This is a genomic window from Streptomyces sp. NPDC100445, assembly GCF_044759735.1.
Taxonomy (GTDB): Bacteria; Actinomycetota; Actinomycetes; order Streptomycetales; family Streptomycetaceae; genus Streptomyces.
In genome coordinates, this window is record NZ_JBIVZV010000010.1 from 269296 (window position 1) to 291226 (window position 21931).

The following is a 21931-nucleotide window of genomic DNA, read 5'->3' on the forward strand; positions in this document are numbered from 1 at the left end:
CCGCTCGCTCGGATTTGCGATGCAGCGCCATTCGGGGTGTGCTTCCGTGCGCCTGCTGTGCCACCACCGCCGGGTGTGGTGCGACGGTCCGCCGGCCGGGCGGTTCCGCGGTGTTACGCGTCGATCCGGTTCGCGGAGCGCAGCCGCTGGAAACTGCGCGCGAGCAGCCGCGACACGTGCATCTGGGAGACGCCGAGTTCGGCGCTGATCTGGGACTGGGTGAGGTTGCTGTAGTAGCGCAGCAGCAGGATGCGCTGTTCGCGTTCGGGGAGCTGGACGAGGAGGTGGCGGACGAGGTCGCGGTGTTCCACGCCGTCCAGCGCCGGGTCCTCGTACCCGATCCGGTCGAGCAGCCCGGGCAGTCCGTCGCCCTCCTGCGCGGCCTCCAGCGAGGTGGCGTGGTACGAGCGGCCCGCCTCGATGCAGCTGAGCACCTCCTCCTCGCTGATCCGCAGCCGTTCGGCGATCTCGGCGGTGGTCGGCGAGCGGCCGTGGAGCGTGGTCAGGTCCTCGGTCGCGCTGTTGACCTGCACCCACAGCTCGTGCAGCCGGCGGGGTACGTGGACGGTGCGGACGTTGTCCCGGAAGTACCGCTTGATCTCGCCGACCACGGTGGGCATGGCGAAGGTCGGGAACTGCACGCCCCGGTCGGGGTCGAACCGGTCGATGGCGTTGATCAGGCCGATGGTGCCGACCTGGATGACGTCCTCCATCGGCTCGTTGCGGGACCGGAAGCGGGCGGCGGCGTAGCGCACGAGCGGGAGGTTCGCCTCGATCAGCGCCCCCCGCACGCGGTTGTGCTCCGGCGTGCCCGGGGCGAGCGTCTTCAGCTCGGCGAACAGCACCTGGGTGAGGGCCCGGGTGTCCGCGCCCCGGCGCCTCTCGGGGGCCGGCGGCGGCGGAGCGGGTGCCTCTTCCTGGGGCGGCGCAGTACTGGCCGACACGGTCAACGCCACCTCTTCACGGTCAATCATCCGTCAAAAGCGGTCATAGCATCACAAGACATGTGCACTGTGTGCAAGCACCGCATAACACCGTGTTGTCCTCAAACACAGACAAGTTGGGGCTCAAGACGCGGGAAAGCCCCCCGCCGTTCCGGCGGGGGGCTGCTGCGGGGAAGGGGTCAGAACTCGTAGTCGGCGATCACCCACGTGGCGAACTCGCGCCACAGCGCGACGCCCGCCTGGTGGGCCGGGTGCTCCAGGTACCGCCGGAGGGCGTCGGCGTCCTCGACGGCCGAGTTGATCGCGAAGTCGTAGGCGATCGGCCGGTCGCTGATGTTCCAGGCGCACTCCCAGAACCGCAGCTCCTCGATCTGTCCGCCGAGCGCCCGGAAGGCCTCGGCGCCCGCGACCACGCGCGGATCGTCGCGTCCGACGCCGTCGTTGAGCCTGAACAGGACCAGATGGCGGATCATGGGAGGTACCTCAGCCCTTTCCTCCGTCGGCGAGCCAGGTCATGAAGTCACCGACGGCTCGGGCGGCGTCCGATATGCCCTCGAAGCCTATCTGCACGTAGTCGGCCGCCTTGGCCGGGTCCGTGATGATCACGTAGAGCGCGAAGACCACGAGCACGTACACGGCGATCTTCTTGGCGTTCACCGCCATCGCGGCCTCCCCTGTGCCAGTGCCCCGAGGGCCCCCTGCTGCCGGCCGCGAGTGTAACGTCCGCCCCTCCCGCCACTGCCAACAGCCCACCGGCGCGGCGCGGTTGTGCCCGGAGCGCAAGGAAGGCCCCGCCGTCGGGCGGGGCCTTCCTGTGAGCGGTAGCGGAGGGATTTGAACCCTCGGTGACTTGCGCCACACTCGCTTTCGAGGCGAGCTCCTTCGGCCGCTCGGACACGCTACCGAGGGAGACCCTACAGCACAGTGCGGCCCGGTTCGAAATCGGATTCAGCGGTCCCGGAAGAAGGCGGTGAGGAGCCGGGCGCACTCCGCCGCGAGGACGCCCTCGATGACCTCCGGACGGTGGTTGAGCCGCCGGTCGCGCACCACGTCCCACAGGGAACCGGCGGCACCCGCCTTGTCGTCCCGGGCACCGTAGACCACCCGGTCCACCCGGGACTGGACCAGCGCGCCCGCGCACATGGTGCACGGCTCCAGGGTGACGACCAGCGTGCAGCCGGTCAGCCGCCACTCCCCGAGCCGGGCCGCGGCCCGCCGGATCGCGAGGACCTCCGCGTGGGCCGTGGGATCGCCGGTGGCCTCGCGCTCGTTGTGCCCGGCCGCCAGGACGGTCGTGCCGTCCGGGGACAGCACGACCGCGCCGACGGGCACGTCCCCGTCCCGGGCGGCCAGTGCGGCCTCGTCCAGGGCGAGCCGCATCGCCGGCCGCCAGGGGTCGCGTACCGGGTCCGGGGTGACCCGCGGGTCGGCGGGCGCGGTCAGCGGACGGTCTCCAGGACCTCCGAGGCACCGAGGGCCTCGGCGATCGTGCTCAGCGCGTCGTCGGCGTCCAGGGCGCGCAGCTGCTTCTCGTCGATGCCCAGGTCGTCCAGGATCTCGCTGTCGCCCACCGGGCTGTGCGGCACCGAGTCGGCGGCCGGGGCCGCGTCCTCCTCCTCGGCGTCGTCGGACTCGCCGTCCTCCGTGCCGTCGAGGTCGAGGGCGTCCAGGTCCGGGCCGTCGTCCGCGCCGGGCTCCCGGCCGAGCAGCTCGTCGGTGAGCAGCAGCTCGCCGTAGGCGCTGCGCCGGGCGGCGGCGGCGTCCGAGACGTAGATGCGAGGGTCCTCCTCGCCGTCCACGCGGACCACCCCGAACCAGGCGTCCTCCTGCTCGAGCAGGACGAGCACCGTGTCCTCGTCGGGAGAGGCTTCCCGGGCCAGGTCGGCCAGATCCGACAGGGTCTCCACATCGTCGAGCTCCGTGTCGCTCGCTTCCCACCCGTCTTCGGTGCGCGCGAGCAGTGCGGCGAAGTACACCGTGACTCTCCCACTGGTCATAGGCGTGCCGGTTGGGGGTCCCCCCGGCGGAGGTGCGTGGGAGGGGAGAGCCTGGGCCCCGAGCCCCACCCACTCGGAATCGTGGCAGAAACAAGGCGTCCAGGGGACGTCTTCGGCTCCCTGTGTCTGGCTGTTTCGATCGCGATCAGGGATCGGTCCGCCAGCGCGCTCATTGCCGCCACCTGCGGATCGTACGCGGCTTTCCCCCGGCGTCCACGCACGCCCACCGTGGCAACACCGGCGCGGGCGCGGCTGTTCCGGGCCCCGGACGGCCGCACCGGGCCCGGTCCGCGCGGCCCGGTCAGGTCCACGGGCCTACCGGCGGAACGTCCGCATCCGCATCGCGTGGCGCAATCGGGCGGCCTTGGCGCGCCGCGGCTGGACGCGGGCGCGCAGCTCCCGGGCCTCGGCGAGGTCGCGCAGGAACTGGGCGCGGCGGCGCCGACGGTCGGCCGCGCTCTCGGGCGCGTCGCGGGCGCCCTCGGCGAACTCGCCCGCGGGCCCGGCCGCACCACCGGTGGCCCCGAGGACGCTCACATGCTTGTCAGGCAGGTCAGACACGTCACACCACCCTTGTCCGTCCTTACCGCCTTCCCCCGGACGGCCGGATTGACGCCAGCGTGAGGGCGCGCGCGGCGCAGGTACGGTTAGGGCATGCGCCTCCACGTCGTCGACCACCCCCTGGTCGCCCACAAGCTCACCACGCTGCGCGACCAGCGCACCGATTCCGCGACCTTCCGGCGACTCGCCGACGAGCTGGTCACCCTGCTCGCCTACGAGGCCACGCGGGACGTCCGCACCGAGACGGTCGGCATCCGGACGCCGGTCGCGCAGACCACCGGCGTCAAGCTCGCCCGCCCCCGCCCGCTGGTGGTGCCGATCCTGCGCGCCGGGCTGGGCATGCTGGACGGCATGGTCCGGCTGCTGCCGACCGCCGAGGTGGGCTTCCTGGGCATGATCCGCAACGAGGAGACGCTCGAGGCCTCCACGTACGCCTCGCGCATGCCCGAGGACCTGTCGGGCCGCCAGGTGTACGTCCTGGACCCGATGCTGGCCACCGGCGGCACCCTGGTCGCGGCGATCCGGGAGCTGATCAGGCGCGGCGCCGACGACGTCACGGCGGTCGTCCTGCTGGCCGCGCCGGAGGGCGTGGAGGTCATGGAACGCGAACTGGCCGACACCCCGGTCACCGTCGTCACGGCGGCCGTGGACGACCACCTGAACGAGCACGGCTACATCATCCCGGGCCTGGGCGACGCCGGGGACCGGCTGTACGGCGCGGCGGAGTAGGCGGCACCGGGGCGCGGCCGGGGCGGCCGCGCGGCAGGAGCACGGCGACGAGGGCTGTGCGGGGCGGGCACTACCGCGCCGCGCAGCCCTTCTTCGTGGCCGCCGAGGCCGCGGCCGGTGCCGTGGCGGAGGGTGACGCGGAGGGGACGGGTGCGGTCAGCGCGGTCACGGCCCGGTCGGCGTCCGCCTGCCGGGTGAGCCCCTTGAAGGCGTCCCCGATGACCAGGTCCAGGTCGGCGCCCTTGCGTCCCGTCTCGGTGCGCAGGTCGGCACCGGCGAGCTGGGTGCCGAGCACCCGCAGCGAGGTGTCCCGCGCGGCGGCGGGGCCGAGCAGCAGCCCGGTGCCCTTGACCTTCTTGTCCAGCTTCTGGGGCGCGTTGCCCACGGCGCCGATCCGGAAGCCGCGCCGGCGCAGCTGGTCGGCGGTGTCCTTGGCGAGCCCGGTGCGCCGGGTGGCGTTGTAGACGTTCACCGTGATCCGGCCGGGCGCGGGCAGTGCCCGGACCCGGGCCGCCGGGGCCGCCGCGGCCTTCAGGCGACAGTCGGCGGCGGAGCCGGCGGCGGGGTTCCGGTCGCCGGAGAAGACGTCGATGAGCTGCGAGGTGCCCCAGCCGGCGGCGCCGAGCACGGCGGCCGACGCCACCACGACGGCCACGAGCCTGACGCGTCGCCGGGGCGGACGCATCCGCGGGTATGTGTCCCCCGTGATGCGGTACCGGCCGCCCATGCCGGGCGGAGTCAGCATGCTCATGAACGCAGCGTAGTGCGCCGGGGCGACGATGCCTATCAGATGATCAGCTGATGCCGCCCAGCCGAACCCGAAAGGGCCAATGGCCGTGTCGCCGGGGGTCAGTCCAGTTCGAGCACGCGGGCGTGCAGCACCTGGCGCTGCTGGAGGGCGGCACGGACCGCGCGGTGCAGTCCGTCCTCCAGGTACAGGTCGCCCTGCCACTTCACGACGTGCGCGAAGAGGTCGCCGTAGAACGTCGAGTCCTCGGCCAGCAGAGTCTCCAGATCGAGCTGCTGCTTGGTGGTGACGAGCTGATCGAGGCGGACCGGGCGCGGCGCGACGTCCGCCCACTGCCGGGTGCTTTCCCGGCCGTGGTCGGGGTACGGCCGGCCGTTTCCGATGCGCTTGAAGATCACACGGAAAGCCTACCGGTCAAGACGTTCCGGGCGCAGCCATGGAGGCCGAGTGCCACGCTTGAAAAGAAGGAACAAGTCAGGCATACGGGTTACTACGGGAACAGGGGCCCGGAATGAGCGACAGCGACACCGCGCCACCCGACGGCCCGCGGGGGCCCGCCGGACCGCCCGCGCCGGCCCGTGCGATCGCCGCCGGGTACGACTTCACCGGCCCCGCCCTCGACCTCGGCGCCCTGCTGTGGGACGGACGGTGCCACGCGGACGCGCCGGTCCGCGTCCCCCTGTCCGTGCTCAACCGGCACGGGCTGGTCGCGGGCGCCACCGGCACCGGCAAGACCAAGACGCTCCAGCTGATCGCCGAGCAGCTGTCGGCGCGGGGTGTGCCGGTGTTCCTCGCCGACGTCAAGGGCGACCTGTCCGGCATCGCCCGGCCGGGCCGCGACGACGACCGGGTGCGCGGGCGGGCCGCGGAGGTGGGCCAGGACTGGGCCGCGGCCGGTTTCCCGGCGGAGTTCCTCGCGCTCGGCGGCCTCGGCCAGGGCATCCCCGTACGGGCGACGGTCACCAGTTTCGGACCCGTGCTGCTGGCCAAGGCGCTCCGGCTGAACCCGACCCAGGAGGAGTCCCTCGGTCTGGTCTTCCACTACGCCGACACCAAGGGCCTGGAACTGATCGACCTGAAGGACCTGCGCGCGGTCGTCGCCTTCCTCACCTCCGACGAGGGCAAGGCCGAACTGCGGGGCATCGGCGGGCTGTCCGCCGCCACCGCCGGGGTCGTCCTGCGTGCCCTGACCGTCTTCGAGGCGCAGGGCGGGGCGGACTTCTTCGGCGAGCCGGAGTTCGACACGGCCGGCCTCCTGCGCACGGCGCAGGACGGGCGCGGCATCGTCTCCGTGCTGGAGCTCACCGCCGTCCAGGACAGGCCGCGGCTGTTCTCGACGTTCCTGATGTGGCTGCTCGCCGACCTCTTCCACGACCTGCCCGAGATCGGCGACACCGACCGGCCGAGGCTCGTCTTCTTCTTCGACGAGGCCCACCTGCTGTTCCACGACGCGTCCGAGGCGTTCCTGGAGGCGATCACCCGGACGGTGCGGCTGATCCGCTCCAAGGGCGTCGGCGTCTTCTTCGTCACCCAGACCCCGAAGGACGTGCCCGGCGACGTCCTCGCCCAGCTCGGCAACCGGGTCCAGCACGCCCTGCGCGCCTACACGCCCGACGACGACAAGGCGCTGACCGCCACCGTGCGGACCTTCCCCCGGTCGGCGTACGACCTGGCCGGGCTCCTCACCGGCCTCGGCACCGGCGAGGCGGTGGTGACCGTGCTCGGTGAGAGCGGTGCCCCGACCCCGGTCGCCGCCGTCCGGCTGCGCGCGCCGGAGTCCCTCATGGGCCCGCTGGACCCCGCCGCGCTGGACCGCGCGGTCCGCGACTCCCCGCTCCACGAACGTTATGCACAGGCTGTGGACCGCGAGTCGGCGTACGAGCGGCTGACCGCCGCCCGGACGGAAGCGGAAGCGGAAGCGGACGCGGACGCCGGGGCGCAGGCCCGGCCGGCGGACGGGCCGGGGCGCGAGGCGCCCGAGCCACGGAAGGCGGCGCCGCGCGAGGAGCCGTCGCTGGTCGAACAGGTCGTGGGCAGCGGCGTGTTCAAGTCGCTGGCCCGGTCGGTCGGCACCCAGCTGGGGCGGGAGATCACCCGCTCCCTGTTCGGGACGGCGCGGCGACGGCGGTAGTGCGGTGGCGGCGGTCGCCGGGCGGTGGGCGTGCCGCCGGTCGCTACTCCTTCGCCGCCTTCATCTCCTGCTTGTACGCGCGGACCCGGGCCAGGGAGTCCGGGCCGGTGATGTCGGCGACCGAGCGGAAGGAGTCCGGTTCGCCGTAGGGGCCGGCGGCCTCCCGCCAGCCATCGGGCGTGACCCCGAGCCGCTTGCCGAGCAGGGCCAGGAAGATCCGGGCCTTCTGCTTGCCGAACCCCGGCAGCTCCTCCAGCCGCCGCAACAGCTCGGCCCCGCTGCCGGCGTCCCGCCAGACCGCCTCGGCGTCCCCGTCGTAGTGCTCGACCAGGTACCGGCACAGCTGCTGCACCCGCTTGGCCATCGACCCCGGATAGCGGTGCACCGCGGGCTTCTCGGCGAGCACCGCGGCGAACGCCTCCGGATCCGCCGCCGCGATCTCGTGCGCGTCCAGGTCCTCGGTGCCGAGCCGGTCCGCGATGGTCCGGGGCCCCTTGAACGCCCACTCCATCGGGATCTGCTGGTCCAGCAGCATGCCGGTGAGCGCGGCGAGCGGGGAGCGCCCGAGCAGCGCGTCGGCCGCGGGGTCCTGGGCGAGGTGCAGGGTGACGTCCATGGGTCGATGATCCCGCGCGGTCCCTCAGTCCGCGCGCCAGTACCCGAGCGCGTGCACCCGCTGCCGCGGCACGCCCAGTTCCCTGCGGACGTGACCCGCGAGCGTCCGGGTCGTCGCCGTGTCGCAGGCGATCCAGACGTACGGGGCGGGGGTGCCGGCGAGGACGGCGGGCAGTTCGGCGCGGACCCGCCGCACCAGGTGGGCGCCCGCGTCCCGGCGCGGCACCGGCCGTATCTCGTAGGGGCCGCGTCCGGCCGGGCCGGGCAGTCCGGCCGGGTCGCCCTCGAACCAGACGGTCGCCGGGACCGTGTCGAGCGCGCCGAGCAGGGAGTTGACGGCGGGCAGGGAGGCCGGGTCGCCGATCACGGCCAGGTGCGACGGCACGGGGTCGGGGTGCCGGAACCCGGTGCCCTGCACGGTGGCGTCGACGGTGTCGCCGGGCCGTGCGGCCCGCGCCCAGTCGGAGGCCCGGCCCTCGTGCAGGGCGAACTCCAGGCCGAAGGTGCCGGCGGCCGGGTCGGGGCCGACCAGGGTGTAGGCCCGCTGGTGCGGCCGGCCGGCGTCGGTGAACCACAGCCGTACCCACATCGTGGGGTGGACACCGGCCGAGGCGAGGAGCCCGCCGTCGCTCAGCCGGAGCCGCCGGTAGTGCGGGGTGACGTCCTCGACGTCCAGGACCGTGCAGCGGAAGTCCCTGCCGCCCAGCAGCCTGAGGACCCTGCCTTCCCAACCCCGCCCCTGCCCCATGAAGCCTCCGCCGCTCGCGTACGATGCGTAAAACTTAGGTCAGGCTAACCTAAAAAGGAGGATCGTCGGGTGACCACCGAGACCTACCGCGACGCCTGGGGCATCCCCCATCTGCGCGCGTCCGGCGTCCGCGAACTCGCCCACGCCCAGGGCCGGGTCACCGCGCACGACCGGGCCTGGCAGCTTGAGGTCGAACGGCACCGCGCGCAGGGCACCTCGGCCGCCTTCCTCGGCGCCCCGGCCGTCTCCTGGGACGTCCTCGCCCGCCGCGCCCGGTTGGACGACACCGCCCGCCGCTGCTTCACCGCCCTGGAACATCAGGACCCCGAGACCGCCGACTGGGTCCGGGCGTACGCCGACGGCGTCAACGCGGGCCTGTCCGCGGGCGCCCGCCGCGCCCCCGAGTTCGCCCGCACCGGCCTCACCCCCGGCCGCTGGCGGCCCTGGACACCCCTCGGCGTCTGGCTGGCCACCCACATCCTCTTCGCCGGCTTCCCCGCCAAGCTCTGGCGCGAGCACGTGACCCGGCACCTCGGCCCCGACGCCGTCCGCCTGTTCGCCACCGACGGCCCCGGCACCGCCGGCAGCAACGGCTGGCTCGTCACCGGGGAACGCACCGCCACCGGCCACGCCCTCATCGCCGGCGACCCGCACCGCTTCATCGAGGACCCCGGCGTCTACCAGCAGATCCGCCTGTCCTGCCCGGAGTTCGACGTCGTCGGCCTCGCCGTCCCGGGCGTCCCCGGCATCGCCCACTTCGGCCACACCGGCACCGTCGCCTGGGCCATCACCAACGCCATGGCCGACTACCAGGACCTCTACCGCGAACGCCTGCGCCGCACCGGCACGGGCGTCGAGGCCCTCTCCCCGGACGGCACCTGGCAGCGCGCCGCGTGCCACCCCGAGACGGTGGAGATCGCCGGGGAACCCCCGCTCACCCTGGAGGTCGTCGAGACCGAGCGCGGCCCGATCGTCGCCGGCGGCCCGGACCCCGGCGCGGACGGGGCACCCGCGGCCGGTCACGGCCCCGGCGCCGAGGGGGAGGCCGGAGCGCTCGCCCTCCGCTACCCGCCCCGGGTCACCGGGGACCTCGGCTTCGGCGCCCTCCTCCCCCTGCTGCGCGCCCGCACCGTCTCCGACGTCGACCGGGCCCTGGACGCCTGGGCGGAACCGGTCAACGTCGTCCACGCCGCCGACACCGCGGGGGGCACCCTCCACCGCGTCGCCGGCCGCGTCCCCGTGCGCGCCGAGGCCAACCGGCTCCGTCCGGTCCCCGCCTGGTTGCCCGGCCACGCCTGGCGGGGCACGCACGGGACGCCGTACGCCGTCCCGTCCGACGGCATCGCGGTGATGGCCAACGAACGCGGGCTCGCCGCCCCCCTCGGCGTCGAGTTCGCCCCGCCCCACCGCGCCGCCCGCATCCGCGCCCTCCTCGAGGAGCGCCGCGCCTGGACCGCCGGTGACATGGCCGCGATCCACACGGACACCCATCTCGCCTCCGCCGGCCCGCTCCTGGACCACATCGCCGCCCTCACCGGCCTCACCCCCGCCGCGGCCGCCCTCCGCGGCCGCCTGCTCGCCTGGGACCGCCGCATGGAGGCGGACAGCACCGACGCGGCCGGGTACGCGGCGGTGCGCGGCGCGGTCGTGCGCCACCTCGCCGCACACCCCGCCCTCGCCCCGCTCGCCCGGCCCCCGGCCCTCCCCGACGTGCTGCTCCCGTGGCTGGCCCTGGTGCCCCGCGTCGGCCACGCCCTCGAACACCTGCTGCGCGCCGAGCACCTGTACGGCATCGACCGCGCCGAATCCGTCCGCGCGGCCCTGGAGGAGGTCGCCGCCGACCCACCCGCCGGACCCTGGTCCGCCACCCACCGGCTGGCCCCCTGGTCGGCGCTGCCGGCGGACCCGGCCACCGGCCCCGCCACCCCCGGCCTCGCCGGCGACCACGACTGCGTGCTCTGCACCTCCGCCGTCCCCGGCCTCACCGACCACGCCGCGCGCGGCCCGGCCGCCCGCTACGTCTGGGACCTCGCCGACCGCGACAACAGCCGCTGGGTGGTCCCCTTCGGCGCCGACGGCGTCCCCGGCACCGCCCACCACCGCGACCAGCTCCCCCTGTGGCTGGAGGGGGAGCTCGCCCCGGTCGTCACCGACTGGACCCGGCTCACCCTGGAGGAGACCCATGAGTGATCTGCACGTCCAGCACATCGACGGCTACGGCACCGTCCGCGTCCGTCCCCTCGACCCGGAGGGCGACGCGGGAGTGGTGCACGCCTGGGTCAGCGAGGAACGCGCCGCGTTCTGGGGCATGAACGGACTGTCCGAGGCCCGGGTCGCCGAGATCTACGCCCACCTCGCCGGCCTCGACACCCATCATGCCTACCTCGTCACCAAGGACCACCGGCCGGCGGCGCTGCTCCAGACGTACGAGCCCGCCGCCGACCGCGTGGGCGAGTGCTACGACGTCCGGCCCGGCGACATCGGCGTCCACCTGCTCCTCGCCCCCGCCCAGCCCGGCGGCGCCCACCCCGGCTGGACATCGGCCCTGCTGGCGGCGCTGACGACGTTCACGCTGCGGGGCCTGGACCGGCAGCGGATCGTCGTCGACCCGGATGTCCGCAACACCAAGGCGCTCGCCCGCTTCGAACGCCAGGGGTTCCGCCGCGGACCGGAGGTCGTCCTGCCCGAGATCGACCTCCCCGACGTGTACCTGCCCGAGAAGCGCGCCCGGCTCGCCTTCCTGGACCGGACGGCCGCCTTCCCCGGCTGACGACCGGCCCCGGCCCCGCCCCCCCGCACCAGTGTCCGGCGGATGAGCAGACGGGCGGTCCTTCCCGTACCTCTGTCGAGGCACCGGCACGGGTGCCCGGGGCCGTGGGGACGGAGGCTGACGACGGTGCTGCGCGACGGACACCGACGACCGGGACGGGGACCCGACCGCGGCGTCCCGGGGCGCCGCCCCCCGGCGCTCCTGCTGCTCCCGGTCCTCCTGCTCGGCCTGCTGCCCGGCCTGGTGCTGGGCACCGCCGCGCCCGCCGCCGCGCACGCCGTGCTGCGCACCACGGACCCCGGCGACGGAACGGTCCTGCGCACGGCCCCCGACCACGTGACCCTCACCTTCACCGAGTCGGTCGGCCTGCTGACGGACTCCTTCCGGGTGTACGACCCCCGCAACCACCGCCTGCGCACCGGACCCGCCGGCCACACCCCCGCCAGCCCGGACACGGCCCGCGTGTCGCTGCCCGCCCACCTGGCCACCGGCACGTACACCGTCGCCTGGCGGGTGGTGTCGGCCGACAGCCACCCGGTGTCCGGCGCCCTCACCTTCTCGGTCGGCGAGCGCACGGCGGCCCCGGCGGCCCCGCCCCCGGACCGGGCGGAGAACCAGGCGACCACGGCCCTCGACACCATCGCCCGCTACCTCGCCTACCTCTCCCTGGCCCTGCTGCTGGGCACGGCCGCGTTCGTGGCGTACTGCCGCCCGCCGGTCACGGCCCACCTGCGCGCCCCCGCCCTGGCCGCCGCGGCGACGCTCGCCCTCACCACCGTCGCCCTGTACGTCCTGCGCGCCCCCTACGAGGAGGCCGCCTCCCCGGCGACCGCCTTCCGGCTGTCCGCCCTCACCCACACGGCGACGACCCGGCCGGGCCGGATGCTCCTGTTCCGGCTGGCGCTGCTGCTGGTGCCGGCCGCCCTCGCCGCGGCCGTGCCGGCACCGCGCCGGGCCCGGCTCCCGCGCCGTGCCGGCCTCGTGGCGGCCGGGGTCCTCGCCGTCGCCCTGTGCCTGACCTGGCCGGCGTCCGACCACGCCTCGGCGGGCATCCAGGTGCCCGCGGCGCTCGTCTCCGCGACCCTGCACCTGCTGGCGACGGGGGCCTGGCTCGGCGGCCTGGCCGCGCTGCTGTGGACGTTCCGGCACACCCCGGCGCCGGCCGGGCTGCCCGCCTCGGTCCCGGCCCGCTTCTCCCGGCTGGCCGCCGGCTCGGTGACGGTCCTGGTGCTGACCGGCGTCTACCAGTCCTGGCGGGGTCTCGGCTCGTGGCAGGCCCTGACCGGCACCACGTACGGACACACCCTCCTGGCCAAACTGGCCGTGGTCGCGGCGCTCCTGCTCGCGGCGGCCTGCTCTCGGGCCTGGACCGCCCGGCTGACCCGGGCCGCCGTCCCCGCCCCGTCGCCCGTCCCTCAACCGGCGACGGGCCCCCCGCTCCCGCCGCCCCCGCCCGGACCGGAGCCCGATGGGGCCGTACCGCTCCACCTGCTGCGGCGTTCGGTACTGGTGGAGGCGACGGCCGCCCTGCTGGTCCTGGCCCTGACCACGCTGCTGACCAGCACCGTGCCCGGCCGCGCGGAGACCGGGTCCGCGTCGTCCGACGCCCCGGTGACGGCGGGCATCCCGGCGGCGTCCGTCCTCACGATCCCCTTCGACACCGGCGGCCCCGGGGGCCGCGGCAAGGTGCAGATCACCCTGGACCCCGGCCGCGTCGGTACCAACTCCGTCCAGGCGGTGGTCTACGGCGCCGACGGCGGCCTCTCCGCCGTGCCGGGACTCCGGATCACCCTGACGTTCCCGTCCCGGCACCTGGGTCCCCTGGACACGCGGGTCGCCGACCGCGGCGGCTACTGGTCCGCCCCCTCCTTCACCCTGCCCCTGCCCGGCACTTGGACCCTGAAGGCGACGGTCCGCGTCTCGGACCTCGACCAGGTGACGGTCTCGGCACCCCTACGGGTGACGCGATGAGAGGAGCCGGGCGGGCCCGGTGGTGCAGGGGCCGGTGAGCGGTGACCGTGACCGGTGACCGGTTCGAACCGTGCGGGGGTGCGGGCGCCATCGCGCGGTGGTGCGTGGTCTGCGCGCCCGGCCGACGGCGCCCCCGGACGCGTGCGTGTGCGGGACGCCCCGGGGTTGCGGCACATTTCCGAGGGCTTCCGCGTGACCCGGGTCGCCCTTACCGGTAAGCGGCTGGACCGCGCCGACCACCGGTACGCCGGTGGTGCCGGCCGGCACCGGAAGGGGGCAGCGCTCGGTGGACCGGGCCCGTCGCCGGGGTGTTCAAGGCGTCGGGCATGGCCGAGCGGGGAACCGTCCCTGTCGGGGACAGGGAGCGGGGGCCGTCGCCGACCGCGGCACGCTGTCCGTCGTCGCGGAGGGCGGTGCCGTCGCGCGGTGGCGAGGAGAAGGCCGACGGCCGTCGTGGTGACGGCCGGTGGCTGGGGTGGACGTGCGTCCGCGTGCGCGGCCCGGGGGGCGGCGGTCACGCGGAGCGCTCCGCGTGACTAGGCCGCCGCGCGTCGCGCCGGACGCGATTCCGGGGCGTGGTCAGGGACCGGGCCCTCGGCGTCCTCGGTCCAGAGCGTCTCGTCCTCCCCGAAGTCCGGGGCCTGGAAGGGGTTCGTCGTCGGACGCGGCGAGCCCGCGGTGGAGTTGCGGGGTTGGCCTTCCGGCGCGGAGAACAGCGACGTCGGTTCGATGAGAGGTCTCTCTTTCGTTACGGGCCCCTGTCGGGGCCCGGCGTGCCGTGACCGGGCACAGCGGTTCTACAGCTTGGTCATCTTCGCGTACGGGCTGAGGATCCGCATCTGCGCCGAGCCGAAATCGACGAGCACCGCGATTCCTTCCTCGACGCCGATCACGCGGCCGAGGCCGTACATGTCGTGTGTGACCTGGTCGCCCACGGCGAAATGCTTGGGAGCCGGTGCGACCGGAGCCTTGAAGGGGCTGGTCGGCAAGTGACGCTTGGGTGCGGCTGGCTTAGTCATTGCCCCCAGTATGCGCCCAAGTGCCTCCCATCCGCTGCGGCCGTTCACATCCGTTGTGTAACGCGGCTCCGGGCGGCACCGGCCCTGCGGCGGCACATCCCGGGCGGCCTCCCCCTTGACCTGCGTCTTCCGCGGGCCGGGCCGCGGCCGCCGGTTCCGGTGGCGACCGAGGTCACATCGCCTGCCGGGCGGGGGTGGTCGCGCGGTCACCCGGTGCCGGTCGGGCGGATGTCGTCCAGGCTGCCGACGGTCGTCACACGCGGCGGAGGCGACGGCGTGGGCACCTGGACGAGGCGCGGGACGTAGACGATGTCGCCGTGCCTGAACTCGGCCTTCCAGGACGTCCGGTAACACACGACGCCGGTCGGGTCGCGCTGTGTCGCGTAACACTGGGCTGCCGACGTCGCGGATGTGGGCGCGCCCCATGCGCCGAGGGTCAGGCAGCAGCAGGCCGCGGCCAGGAGGCCGGTGATCCGTGAGGTTGCTCTCTGCATGCTCATCACCCCTGGGACTGCTGGAACTCAGCGCTCGGAATGGTGGAGTTTGCGGGCGGCTTCCTGCCGGGTGTGGACGCCGAGTTTGGCCAGTACCGCGCCCACGTGGTGCCCGGCGGTCTTGGGCGTGATGTAGAGGCGGGCCGCGATCTCGGCATCCGACAGGCCCTCGTGCAGCAGCTTGAGGACGTCCATCTCCCGGAGGGTCAGCCCGTACGGATTGGCGCGGGTGGCGGCCCGTGGGCCACGCCGGACCGGGCGGACGCCGCGGGCACGCATCACGGCGCGGGTGCGTGCCACGGCCGGCCGGGCGCCGAGGGCCTCGAAGGCGGCCAGAGCCTCGTGCAGCGCGGGCGCGTCACCGGACAGGCGGACCAGCGCGGCCTGGTACGGGCAGCCGAGCCTGTCCCACTGGACCGCGGCGCCCGCCCAGTCGCCGGCCAGCTCCAGCGCGCAGGGTCCGGCCGCGGGCACCCGCGGGGGTGTTCCTCCGACGCGGCGGATCCAGCAGGCCAGGGGCCCGGACAGCCAGGGATGGGCACGTCCCGCCAACGCGTCCAGACCGCGTTGTGCCTCCGTCCGCACCCGCTCATGGTCACCGGCCAGCCAGGCCGCCTCCACCCGGGCCTCCCACCCCAGGCCCGTGTCCAGCAGGCAGTCGGAGTCGACCAGGGTCGCGGCCTGCTCCAGCAGCGGCCACACCGGGCCCTTGCCCTGGCGGGCCCGCACCAGGGCGAGGACGGTCAGGGTCAGGGCCCGTACGACCGGTGGTGAGCTGGGATGGGACAAGACACTCTGCGCGGCGTCGGCGGCCTTGCTCCACAGGCCCCGGGCCAGCAGCCCCCAGCTGCCCCAGGCCCGCGTGCACAGCAGGTACGACAACAGGTCGCGGTCGAGGCAATAGGCCTCCGCCCGGTTCACGGCCGCGGTGGTCTCGGCGGTGTCACGCTTGAGCGCGGTGAACCAGCACATGTTGAGCGCCAGGAGGCCCGCGTCCTCCGGCAGGTCCTGCGCCATCGCGCTGGTCACCGCCTGTTCGCAGTCGCTCGAGTCGGCGTCCTCGCTCAGCATGCGTGCCGCCGCGGCATGGAAGCGGGCCTGCGCGACCACCCCGGCATCGCCGAAGCGCTCACCCAGCGCGGTCGCCCTCGCGGCGTAGGCGTCGATCACCGTGACCGCCTCATGCCCGTAGCAGGCCAGCTGGCAGAGGTTCAGGTACGCCCGGGCCAGCTCCGGGCTCGGTCCCAGTCCTTCCAGCACCCGCACCGCGTCCAGGCCGGTCCGCCTGGCCTCGACGGCGCGTCCGTCCGGCCACAGCCAGCACGACAGCCAGCGCAGATCCTCCCCCTCGCGCAGCCGGTCGCCCAGGACACGGCGCAGCTTCACCGCCCGGTGGCGCGAGGCGACCCCCTCGTCCAGCCGGCCGGACAGGAGGCAGGCCTGCGAATGCCCTTCCAGCAGGGAGCTCTGTGGGCCGGTGGGCAGGCGGTCGGCGTACCGCAGGGCGCGGGCGTACTGGGCGGCCGCCTCCCGGTGGGCGCCCAGCGCGGCGGCGTGGGCGGCCGCCGCGGGCGCGAACTCCAGTACGGCGGCCGCGTCGCCCGCGCCCTCGGCGTGATCGGCCAGCAGCGTCAGATCGTCCACGGCGACCGGGCCGGACCGCATCGCCGCCAGGGCCTGCCGGTGCACCCGAAGACGGTAGGCGGCGGGGACGGACACCAGCACCGCCAGCCTGGTCAGCTCGTGGCGGAACTCGGTCATCTGCCCGTCGGTCCGTACGATCCCGCCGGCCACGGCCTCGTCGAGCGCCTCCTCGGGGGCCGGCAGCATGCGGGCCAGCAGCGGGAGCGAAGCGCGGCGCCCCAGGACGGAGAGCACGTCGACGACCTCGCGCGCCGCGGCGGACAGACCGGCCAGGCGGCCGGCGACGGCTTCGAGCACCGTGGCCGGGATGGACTCGGCGGGGGCGGCCAGGATCTCGGTGACGATGAACGGGTTGCCGGCGGAGACCTGGGACAGCTGCTCGGCGTCGACGGCGTGCCCGGCGGCCAGCCGGGCCACGGCCCGGCGGCTCAGCGGGTCCAGGTCGTGGCGGTACACCCAGGGATAGCCGGCCAGGGTGCCCAGGAGGGCGGTCACGTCGTGGGTGCGGCCGATCTCGTCGTCGCGGTAGGTCACCACCAGCAGCGCCGGGACGCTCGGCAGGCGCCGGGCCAGATACCGCAGCAGGTCCATCGTGGCCTCGTCGGCCCAGTGCACGTCCTCGACGACCAGCAGGCTGGGGTAGGAACTCAGGTCGGCGAGCAGACAGTCGAAGACCTCGTCGGTACGGCAGGTGCCGGCCAGCGCGCCGGTCAGAGCGGTACGCACCGCTTGGCCCAGGCGCGGAGCCAGGTCCACCAGCGGACCGAGGGGGCGGGGTGTGGCCAATGGGTCACAGGCGCCGACCAGGACCCGGATCTGGGGACCGGCCAGCTGGGTCAGACGGTTGACGACGGCGGTCTTGCCGATGCCGGCCTCACCACGCACAAGGACCACGCGCCCAGGGCCGCTCACGGCGTCCTGAAGGTGGCCGGTCAGGTCCTGAAGCACGGCTTCTCGCTCCAGCAGGTCCATCACCCGCCAGTTTCTCTCGGTGGCCGGAGCCGCGCAAAAGATCCAGACCGATCAAGGAGGGTCGGATGGTGGGGTGTTGTCGCGGGGTTCCGAACCGGGACGTGGGGTGCGCGCGGATGGAACTTGGGGCGTTCGCCCGATGTGTCCCCGGTGGCCTCAGAGCATGCTGGCGAAAAGAGCCTGACGCGCGGAGTGGCGGAGCCTACTTGTCATCGCGCCGAATGGACGGCCGTACCGAAAAGGCCCTGAATCGGCACAGTTGTACTCCTCGAAAAGGAATTCTCATGGTCCACAAGATCGCAAAGCGCACAGCGGTACTGGCCGCATCGGCCGCTCTCGCCGCAGGTGGGGCCCTGGTCCCGTCGGCCGCGTTCGCCGCCCCGACGCCCACAGTCGCTCACGTGACGGCGCCGAGTGACAACGGTGGAGGCAACAACAACAACAATAACAACAATGGCGGAGGCGGAAACAACAACAACAACAATAATAATAACAACCAGCACAAGAAGAACGGGAATCGCCAGAACAACAACAACAATAACAACAACAACAGAGGACGGGCCAACAACAACAATAACAACAACAACGGCGGAGGACGAGCCAACAACAACAACAATAACAACAACAACGGCGGAGGACGAGCCAACAACAACAACAACAACAACAATAACAACAACGGCGGAGGACGAGCCAACAACAACAACAACAATAACAACAACGGTGGCGGAGGCGCCAACAACAACAACAATAACAACAACGGCGGAGGGGCGAACAACAACAATAACAACAACAATAACGGGGGTGGAGCGAACAACAACAATAACAACAACAACGGTGGTGGAGGCGCGAACAACAACAACAATAACAACAACAATGGGGGCGGGGCGAACAACAACAACAATAACAACAACGGCTGAACTTCACAGTCCGGCGGCCGATGGTGCACACGCACCCGGCCGCCGGGCTGTTTCACGGACGCGCCCGGTGCCTCAACTCTGGTGGCAGTTGATGTTCTGGTTGCCGGTGAACGTCGTGTTGGCACCTCCGGTCTGCCCCTTCGGGTAACAGACCTGAAAGTTGATGAGAGACCCGCCCAGTAGAGGAATGATTCCCCCGGCGCCTTGGGCCTGAGTGTCGCCGTTGTTGTTGTTATTGTTATTGTTGGTCCCGCCTCCATTGTTGTTATTGTTGTTGTTCGGCCCGCTGCCGGTCAGGTTGTTGTTGTTATTGTTGTTCGTCTGGGTCTCGGCAAGCGTGCCGCTGTCGCTCAGTCCACCCGATTTCATCGGGTTGGCGACCCGAAGAAGTGGCAGGTTGCCCAGAAGCGACATGAGTCCCCCGTCGCTCTGAGCCTGGGCGCCGCCGGCGCTCAAGAGAATCACTGCCGTTGCGGCGGCGCTGATCGTGGCGAATCGCTTGACGAGCTTCACTCGGTCGGCCTTCCGTTGTCGCTGGTGCCAAAAGCTGGCTTTGGAGCACAGGATGGCGACGAGGGGCCGGAAATGATAAGTAGGCACGCTGCGGCGTCCGGCTTTTCCCCCGTACAGCCCCCGCACAGCCCTCGCAAGAAGGACTCCGGCTGCCTTACCGGCACCCTTTCGCGTGAGGTGGTGCGGTGCGGGACGACGTCCCGACCGACGCGACGGAGAGCACCAAGCCTTCCGGCCGAGGAGGAGGGTGGTCCCACGTCGGACGGCGCGCCAGCGGTACGTGCGTGTGACGGGGGTCACGCTTCGCAAGGTCGCCCAGCAGGCCGGTGGCGGGCACCGGACGCCTTCCGAGCTGAGACGGGCAACGTCGAAGGGCCCCACCGCGAGCGGTGGGGCCCTTCGACATCGTGCCCGGTGAGGCACTGGCGGAGGATACGAGATTCGAACTCGTGAGGGGTTGCCCCCAACACGCTTTCCAAGCGTGCGCCCTAGGCCTCTAGGCGAATCCTCCGCCGCAAACATTACATGACCGTGGGGGGTGCTCACGAACCCGTTCCCGCTGGCCCGCATCGGGTACTGCCCGCGGCCCGGCATCGGGTACTGTGGGCGCAGCCCCTCACGCGGCGCTATCTGACTGAACTCCCCCAGGGCCGGAAGGCAGCAAGGGTAGGTCGGCTCTGGCGGGTGCGTGGGGGGCGCTCGCGTTCCCGGGTCCGTCGGCGGGACCCGTTGTCGGTGGGCGCCATTAACCTCGTATGCGTGTCGTCTCTCGCGCTGTACCGCCGCTACCGACCGGAGACCTTTGCCGAGGTCATCGGGCAGGAGCATGTCACCGACCCGTTGCAGCAGGCCCTGCGGAACAACCGGGTCAATCACGCGTACCTGTTCAGCGGCCCGCGCGGATGCGGCAAGACGACCAGCGCGCGCATCCTCGCCCGCTGCCTGAACTGTGAGCAGGGTCCCACCCCCACCCCGTGCGGGGTGTGCCAGTCGTGCCAGGACCTGGCGCGCAACGGACCGGGGTCCATCGACGTCATCGAGATCGACGCCGCTTCCCACGGAGGCGTGGACGACGCCCGTGAGCTGCGCGAGAAGGCCTTCTTCGGCCCCGCCGGCAGCCGGTACAAGATCTACATCATCGACGAGGCCCACATGGTCACGTCGGCCGGCTTCAACGCGCTGCTGAAGGTCGTCGAGGAGCCGCCCGAGCACCTGAAGTTCATCTTCGCCACGACCGAGCCCGAGAAGGTCATCGGCACGATCCGGTCGCGCACGCACCACTACCCGTTCCGGCTCGTCCCGCCCGGCACCCTGCGCGAGTACCTCGGCGAGGTGTGCCGGAAGGAGGACATCCCGGTCGCGGACGGCGTGCTGCCGCTCGTCGTGCGCGCCGGCGCCGGGTCCGTGCGTGACTCCATGTCGGTCATGGACCAGCTGCTCGCCGGGGCCGGGACGGAGGGTGTGACGTACGCCATGGCCACGTCCCTCCTCGGGTACACCGACGGCTCCCTGCTCGACTCCGTGGTCGAGGCCTTCGCCACCGGCGACGGGGCCGCCGCCTTCGAGGTCGTCGACCGCGTCATCGAGGGGGGCAACGATCCGCGGCGGTTCGTCGCCGACCTGCTGGAGCGCCTGCGGGACCTGGTCATCCTCGCCGCGGTGCCGGACGCCCTGGAGAAGGGGCTCATCGACGCCCCGATCGACGTCCTGGAGCGTATGCAGGCTCAGGCCGGCACGTTCGGCGCCGCCGAGCTGAGCCGTGCCGCCGACCTCGTCAACGAGGGCCTCACCGAGATGCGCGGCGCCACCTCGCCCCGCCTCCAGCTCGAACTGATCTGCGCCCGCGTGCTCCTCCCCGCCGCCTACGGTGACCAGCGCTCACTGATGGCCCGCCTGGACCGCATCGAGCGCGGCGTCCAGTTCTCCGGTGGTGCCGGCGCGCCCGCCATGGGCTACGTCCCGGGCCCGGAAGGCCACGGCGCCGCCCTAGCGGACGCCGGGGCCGGCGCGGTGCCGGTGCCGCCCGGTGGCGGCCCCGCCGCCGTCCGGGCCGCCGTACGAGGGGGCGGCCCCGGTGCCCCCGGTGGTCCGGCGGGTCCCTCCGCGGCGGACGGGGCGTCGGCGCCATCGGCGCACTCGGCGCCCACTGCCCCCGCGCCGGCTCCGGCCCCCACCCCCGCACCCACGCCCACTCCCGCGCCTGCCCCGGCTCCGGCCGCCGTGTCCGCACCCGCACCCGCACCCGCAGCCCAGGACCCGGCGCCGGCCGCACCGGCCGCTCCCGCCCCCGGTGCCTGGCCCACCGCCGCCACGGCCGGCGGCGGCCGGCGTCCCGGTGGCTGGCCGACGGCCGCCGCCCCGGCGGAGAGCCCGTCCGGCCAGGGCCCTGGCCCGGCGGCCCCCGCCCAGCCGCAGTCGCAGCCGCAGTCCCCGCCGAGCCATGCCGCCCCCGCGCCGGCGGCCCCGGCACCCGCCCCCGCCGGCGGCCCCGACCCGCGCTCGCTCTGGCCGAACATCCTGGAGGCCGTGAAGAACCGCCGGCGCTTCACCTGGATCCTGCTCAGCCAGAACGCCCAGGTGACCGGCTTCGACGGGACCACGCTCCAGCTCGGCTTCGTCAACGCCGGTGCCCGCGACAACTTCGCCGGCAGCGGCAGCGAGGACGTGCTGCGGCAGGCGCTGACCGAGCAGTTCAACGTGCACTGGAAGATCGAGGCGGTCGTCGATCCTTCCGGGGGTGGCGCCGCCCCCGCGGCTCCGGGCGGCCCGTCCGGCTTCGGCGGTGGCTTCGGCGGCGCCCCCACGACCGGCCAGGGCGGCGCCCCGGGCGGTGGCTACGGCGCCCCGGCCGCCCCGCGCCCCGCCGCGGCGCCCCAGCCGGCCCCGCAGGCGCCCGCCGCTCCGCGGAGCGCCCCGGGCGGGTCCGCCGCCCCGGCCCCGGCGCTCCGGCCGGCGGCCGCTCCCGCGCCGCATCCGGTCGCGCCCGAGGACGACACCCCCGAGGACGACGACCCGGACCTGGACGAGTCGGCGCTCTCCGGCCACGAACTGATCGTGCGGGAACTGGGAGCCACGGTGGTGGAGGAGATCGCCAACGAGTGACCGGGGCGGCGGGGAGGCACGCCGGCGGGACCCGCCGTTCGCGGGCACCTTGGAGG

General features: G+C 73.5%; 21 protein-coding genes, 2 tRNA genes and 1 other RNA gene. 8 read left to right on the top strand and 16 right to left on the bottom strand.

What is annotated here, in order from left to right; all coding sequences use genetic code 11:
- Positions 1-113: 113 nt before the first annotated feature.
- The 7 genes from ACIQVT_RS24055 to ACIQVT_RS24085 all read right to left on the bottom strand — a co-directional run bounded on the left by ACIQVT_RS24055 (position 114) and on the right by ACIQVT_RS24085 (position 3502).
- A complete protein-coding gene (locus ACIQVT_RS24055; RefSeq protein ID WP_403757514.1) occupies positions 114-974 on the bottom strand; it encodes an RNA polymerase sigma factor SigF in 861 nt (286 codons plus the stop codon).
- A 149-nt stretch (positions 975-1123) separates the two neighbouring features.
- Complete coding sequence (locus ACIQVT_RS24060; RefSeq protein ID WP_403757517.1) at positions 1124-1417, bottom strand: Dabb family protein; 294 nt, start codon at positions 1415-1417, stop codon at positions 1124-1126.
- 10 nt (positions 1418-1427) lie between these two features.
- On the bottom strand, positions 1428-1607 hold the full coding sequence (locus ACIQVT_RS24065; RefSeq protein ID WP_403757520.1) for a hypothetical protein: 180 nt from the start codon (positions 1605-1607) through the stop codon (positions 1428-1430).
- 156 nt (positions 1608-1763) lie between these two features.
- Positions 1764-1848 (bottom strand) — tRNA-Ser (locus ACIQVT_RS24070).
- A gap of 44 nt (positions 1849-1892) precedes the next feature.
- Positions 1893-2324, bottom strand: a complete 432-nt coding sequence (gene tadA, locus ACIQVT_RS24075) for a tRNA adenosine(34) deaminase TadA (protein WP_403757523.1) — start codon at positions 2322-2324, stop codon at positions 1893-1895.
- A gap of 59 nt (positions 2325-2383) precedes the next feature.
- Positions 2384-2920, bottom strand: coding sequence for a hypothetical protein (locus ACIQVT_RS24080; protein ID WP_403757753.1), 537 nt, complete (start codon positions 2918-2920; stop codon positions 2384-2386).
- A gap of 336 nt (positions 2921-3256) precedes the next feature.
- Complete coding sequence (locus ACIQVT_RS24085) at positions 3257-3502, bottom strand: hypothetical protein (RefSeq protein ID WP_403757526.1); 246 nt, start codon at positions 3500-3502, stop codon at positions 3257-3259.
- A 93-nt stretch (positions 3503-3595) separates the two neighbouring features.
- Here ACIQVT_RS24085 and upp point away from each other — a divergent pair, with 93 nt between their 5' ends.
- Entirely contained in the window at positions 3596-4231 is a 636-nt protein-coding gene (gene upp / locus ACIQVT_RS24090) for a uracil phosphoribosyltransferase (RefSeq protein ID WP_356819271.1), read from the top strand.
- A 70-nt stretch (positions 4232-4301) separates the two neighbouring features.
- Here upp and ACIQVT_RS24095 read toward each other — a convergent pair whose 3' ends face one another.
- Positions 4302-4982 (bottom strand): LytR C-terminal domain-containing protein, encoded by a 681-nt coding sequence (locus tag ACIQVT_RS24095; RefSeq protein WP_403757532.1) that lies wholly within the window; start codon positions 4980-4982, stop codon positions 4302-4304.
- Positions 4983-5080: 98 nt separating this feature from the next.
- Positions 5081-5377: a type II toxin-antitoxin system VapB family antitoxin gene (locus tag ACIQVT_RS24100; RefSeq protein ID WP_004943146.1), complete on the bottom strand. Its 297-nt coding sequence runs from the start codon at positions 5375-5377 to the stop codon at positions 5081-5083.
- Between the two features lie 113 nt (positions 5378-5490).
- Between ACIQVT_RS24100 and ACIQVT_RS24105 the strand changes: the two genes are divergently transcribed.
- On the top strand, positions 5491-7110 hold the full coding sequence (locus tag ACIQVT_RS24105) for a helicase HerA-like domain-containing protein (protein WP_403757536.1): 1620 nt from the start codon (positions 5491-5493) through the stop codon (positions 7108-7110).
- Between the two features lie 43 nt (positions 7111-7153).
- On the opposite strand, the gene ACIQVT_RS24110 is transcribed toward ACIQVT_RS24105, so the two are convergent.
- Both ACIQVT_RS24110 and ACIQVT_RS24115 read right to left on the bottom strand, forming a co-directional pair.
- Positions 7154-7726: an HhH-GPD-type base excision DNA repair protein gene (locus tag ACIQVT_RS24110; RefSeq protein ID WP_403757539.1), complete on the bottom strand. Its 573-nt coding sequence runs from the start codon at positions 7724-7726 to the stop codon at positions 7154-7156.
- Between the two features lie 24 nt (positions 7727-7750).
- Positions 7751-8473 (bottom strand): siderophore-interacting protein, encoded by a 723-nt coding sequence (locus tag ACIQVT_RS24115; RefSeq protein ID WP_403757542.1) that lies wholly within the window; start codon positions 8471-8473, stop codon positions 7751-7753.
- A gap of 69 nt (positions 8474-8542) precedes the next feature.
- On the opposite strand from ACIQVT_RS24115, the gene ACIQVT_RS24120 reads away from it, so the two are divergent.
- The 3 genes from ACIQVT_RS24120 to ACIQVT_RS24130 all read left to right on the top strand — a co-directional run bounded on the left by ACIQVT_RS24120 (position 8543) and on the right by ACIQVT_RS24130 (position 13214).
- Positions 8543-10663 carry a penicillin acylase family protein gene (locus ACIQVT_RS24120; RefSeq protein ID WP_403757545.1) on the top strand — a complete coding sequence of 707 codons (2121 nt, stop codon included), beginning with the start codon at positions 8543-8545 and terminating at the stop codon, positions 10661-10663.
- The gene (locus ACIQVT_RS24125; RefSeq protein ID WP_403757548.1) at positions 10656-11243 is read left to right on the top strand and encodes a GNAT family N-acetyltransferase; all 588 of its coding nucleotides are present in this window, start codon (positions 10656-10658) and stop codon (positions 11241-11243) included. Before ACIQVT_RS24120 ends, ACIQVT_RS24125 begins: the two co-directional genes overlap by 8 nt.
- Positions 11244-11369: 126 nt before the next feature.
- Entirely contained in the window at positions 11370-13214 is a 1845-nt protein-coding gene (locus ACIQVT_RS24130) for a copper resistance protein CopC (protein ID WP_403757551.1), read from the top strand.
- Between the two features lie 797 nt (positions 13215-14011).
- On the opposite strand, the gene ACIQVT_RS24135 is transcribed toward ACIQVT_RS24130, so the two are convergent.
- The 3 genes from ACIQVT_RS24135 to ACIQVT_RS24145 form a co-directional block, all read right to left on the bottom strand.
- The gene (locus ACIQVT_RS24135; protein WP_403757555.1) at positions 14012-14233 is read right to left on the bottom strand and encodes a hypothetical protein; all 222 of its coding nucleotides are present in this window, start codon (positions 14231-14233) and stop codon (positions 14012-14014) included.
- Positions 14234-14439: 206 nt separating this feature from the next.
- Positions 14440-14727, bottom strand: coding sequence for a hypothetical protein (locus ACIQVT_RS24140; RefSeq protein ID WP_403757557.1), 288 nt, complete (start codon positions 14725-14727; stop codon positions 14440-14442).
- Positions 14728-14754: 27 nt separating this feature from the next.
- A complete protein-coding gene (locus ACIQVT_RS24145; RefSeq protein WP_403757560.1) occupies positions 14755-17343 on the bottom strand; it encodes an ATP-binding protein in 2589 nt (862 codons plus the stop codon).
- Between the two features lie 284 nt (positions 17344-17627).
- Between ACIQVT_RS24145 and ACIQVT_RS24150 the strand changes: the two genes are divergently transcribed.
- Positions 17628-18260, top strand: coding sequence for a hypothetical protein (locus tag ACIQVT_RS24150; protein ID WP_403757564.1), 633 nt, complete (start codon positions 17628-17630; stop codon positions 18258-18260).
- 72 nt (positions 18261-18332) lie between these two features.
- Here the strand turns inward: ACIQVT_RS24150 and ACIQVT_RS24155 are convergent, their stop codons facing one another.
- Positions 18333-18773, bottom strand: a complete 441-nt coding sequence (locus ACIQVT_RS24155; protein ID WP_403757567.1) for a hypothetical protein — start codon at positions 18771-18773, stop codon at positions 18333-18335.
- 423 nt (positions 18774-19196) lie between these two features.
- Positions 19197-19284, bottom strand: a tRNA-Ser gene (locus tag ACIQVT_RS24160).
- A 96-nt stretch (positions 19285-19380) separates the two neighbouring features.
- Between ACIQVT_RS24160 and ffs the strand changes: the two genes are divergently transcribed.
- An RNA gene (gene ffs, locus ACIQVT_RS24165) (signal recognition particle sRNA small type) lies at positions 19381-19479 on the top strand.
- A 53-nt stretch (positions 19480-19532) separates the two neighbouring features.
- Entirely contained in the window at positions 19533-21875 is a 2343-nt protein-coding gene (locus tag ACIQVT_RS24170) for a DNA polymerase III subunit gamma and tau (protein WP_403757571.1), read from the top strand.
- The last annotated feature ends 56 nt before the right edge of the window (positions 21876-21931 follow it).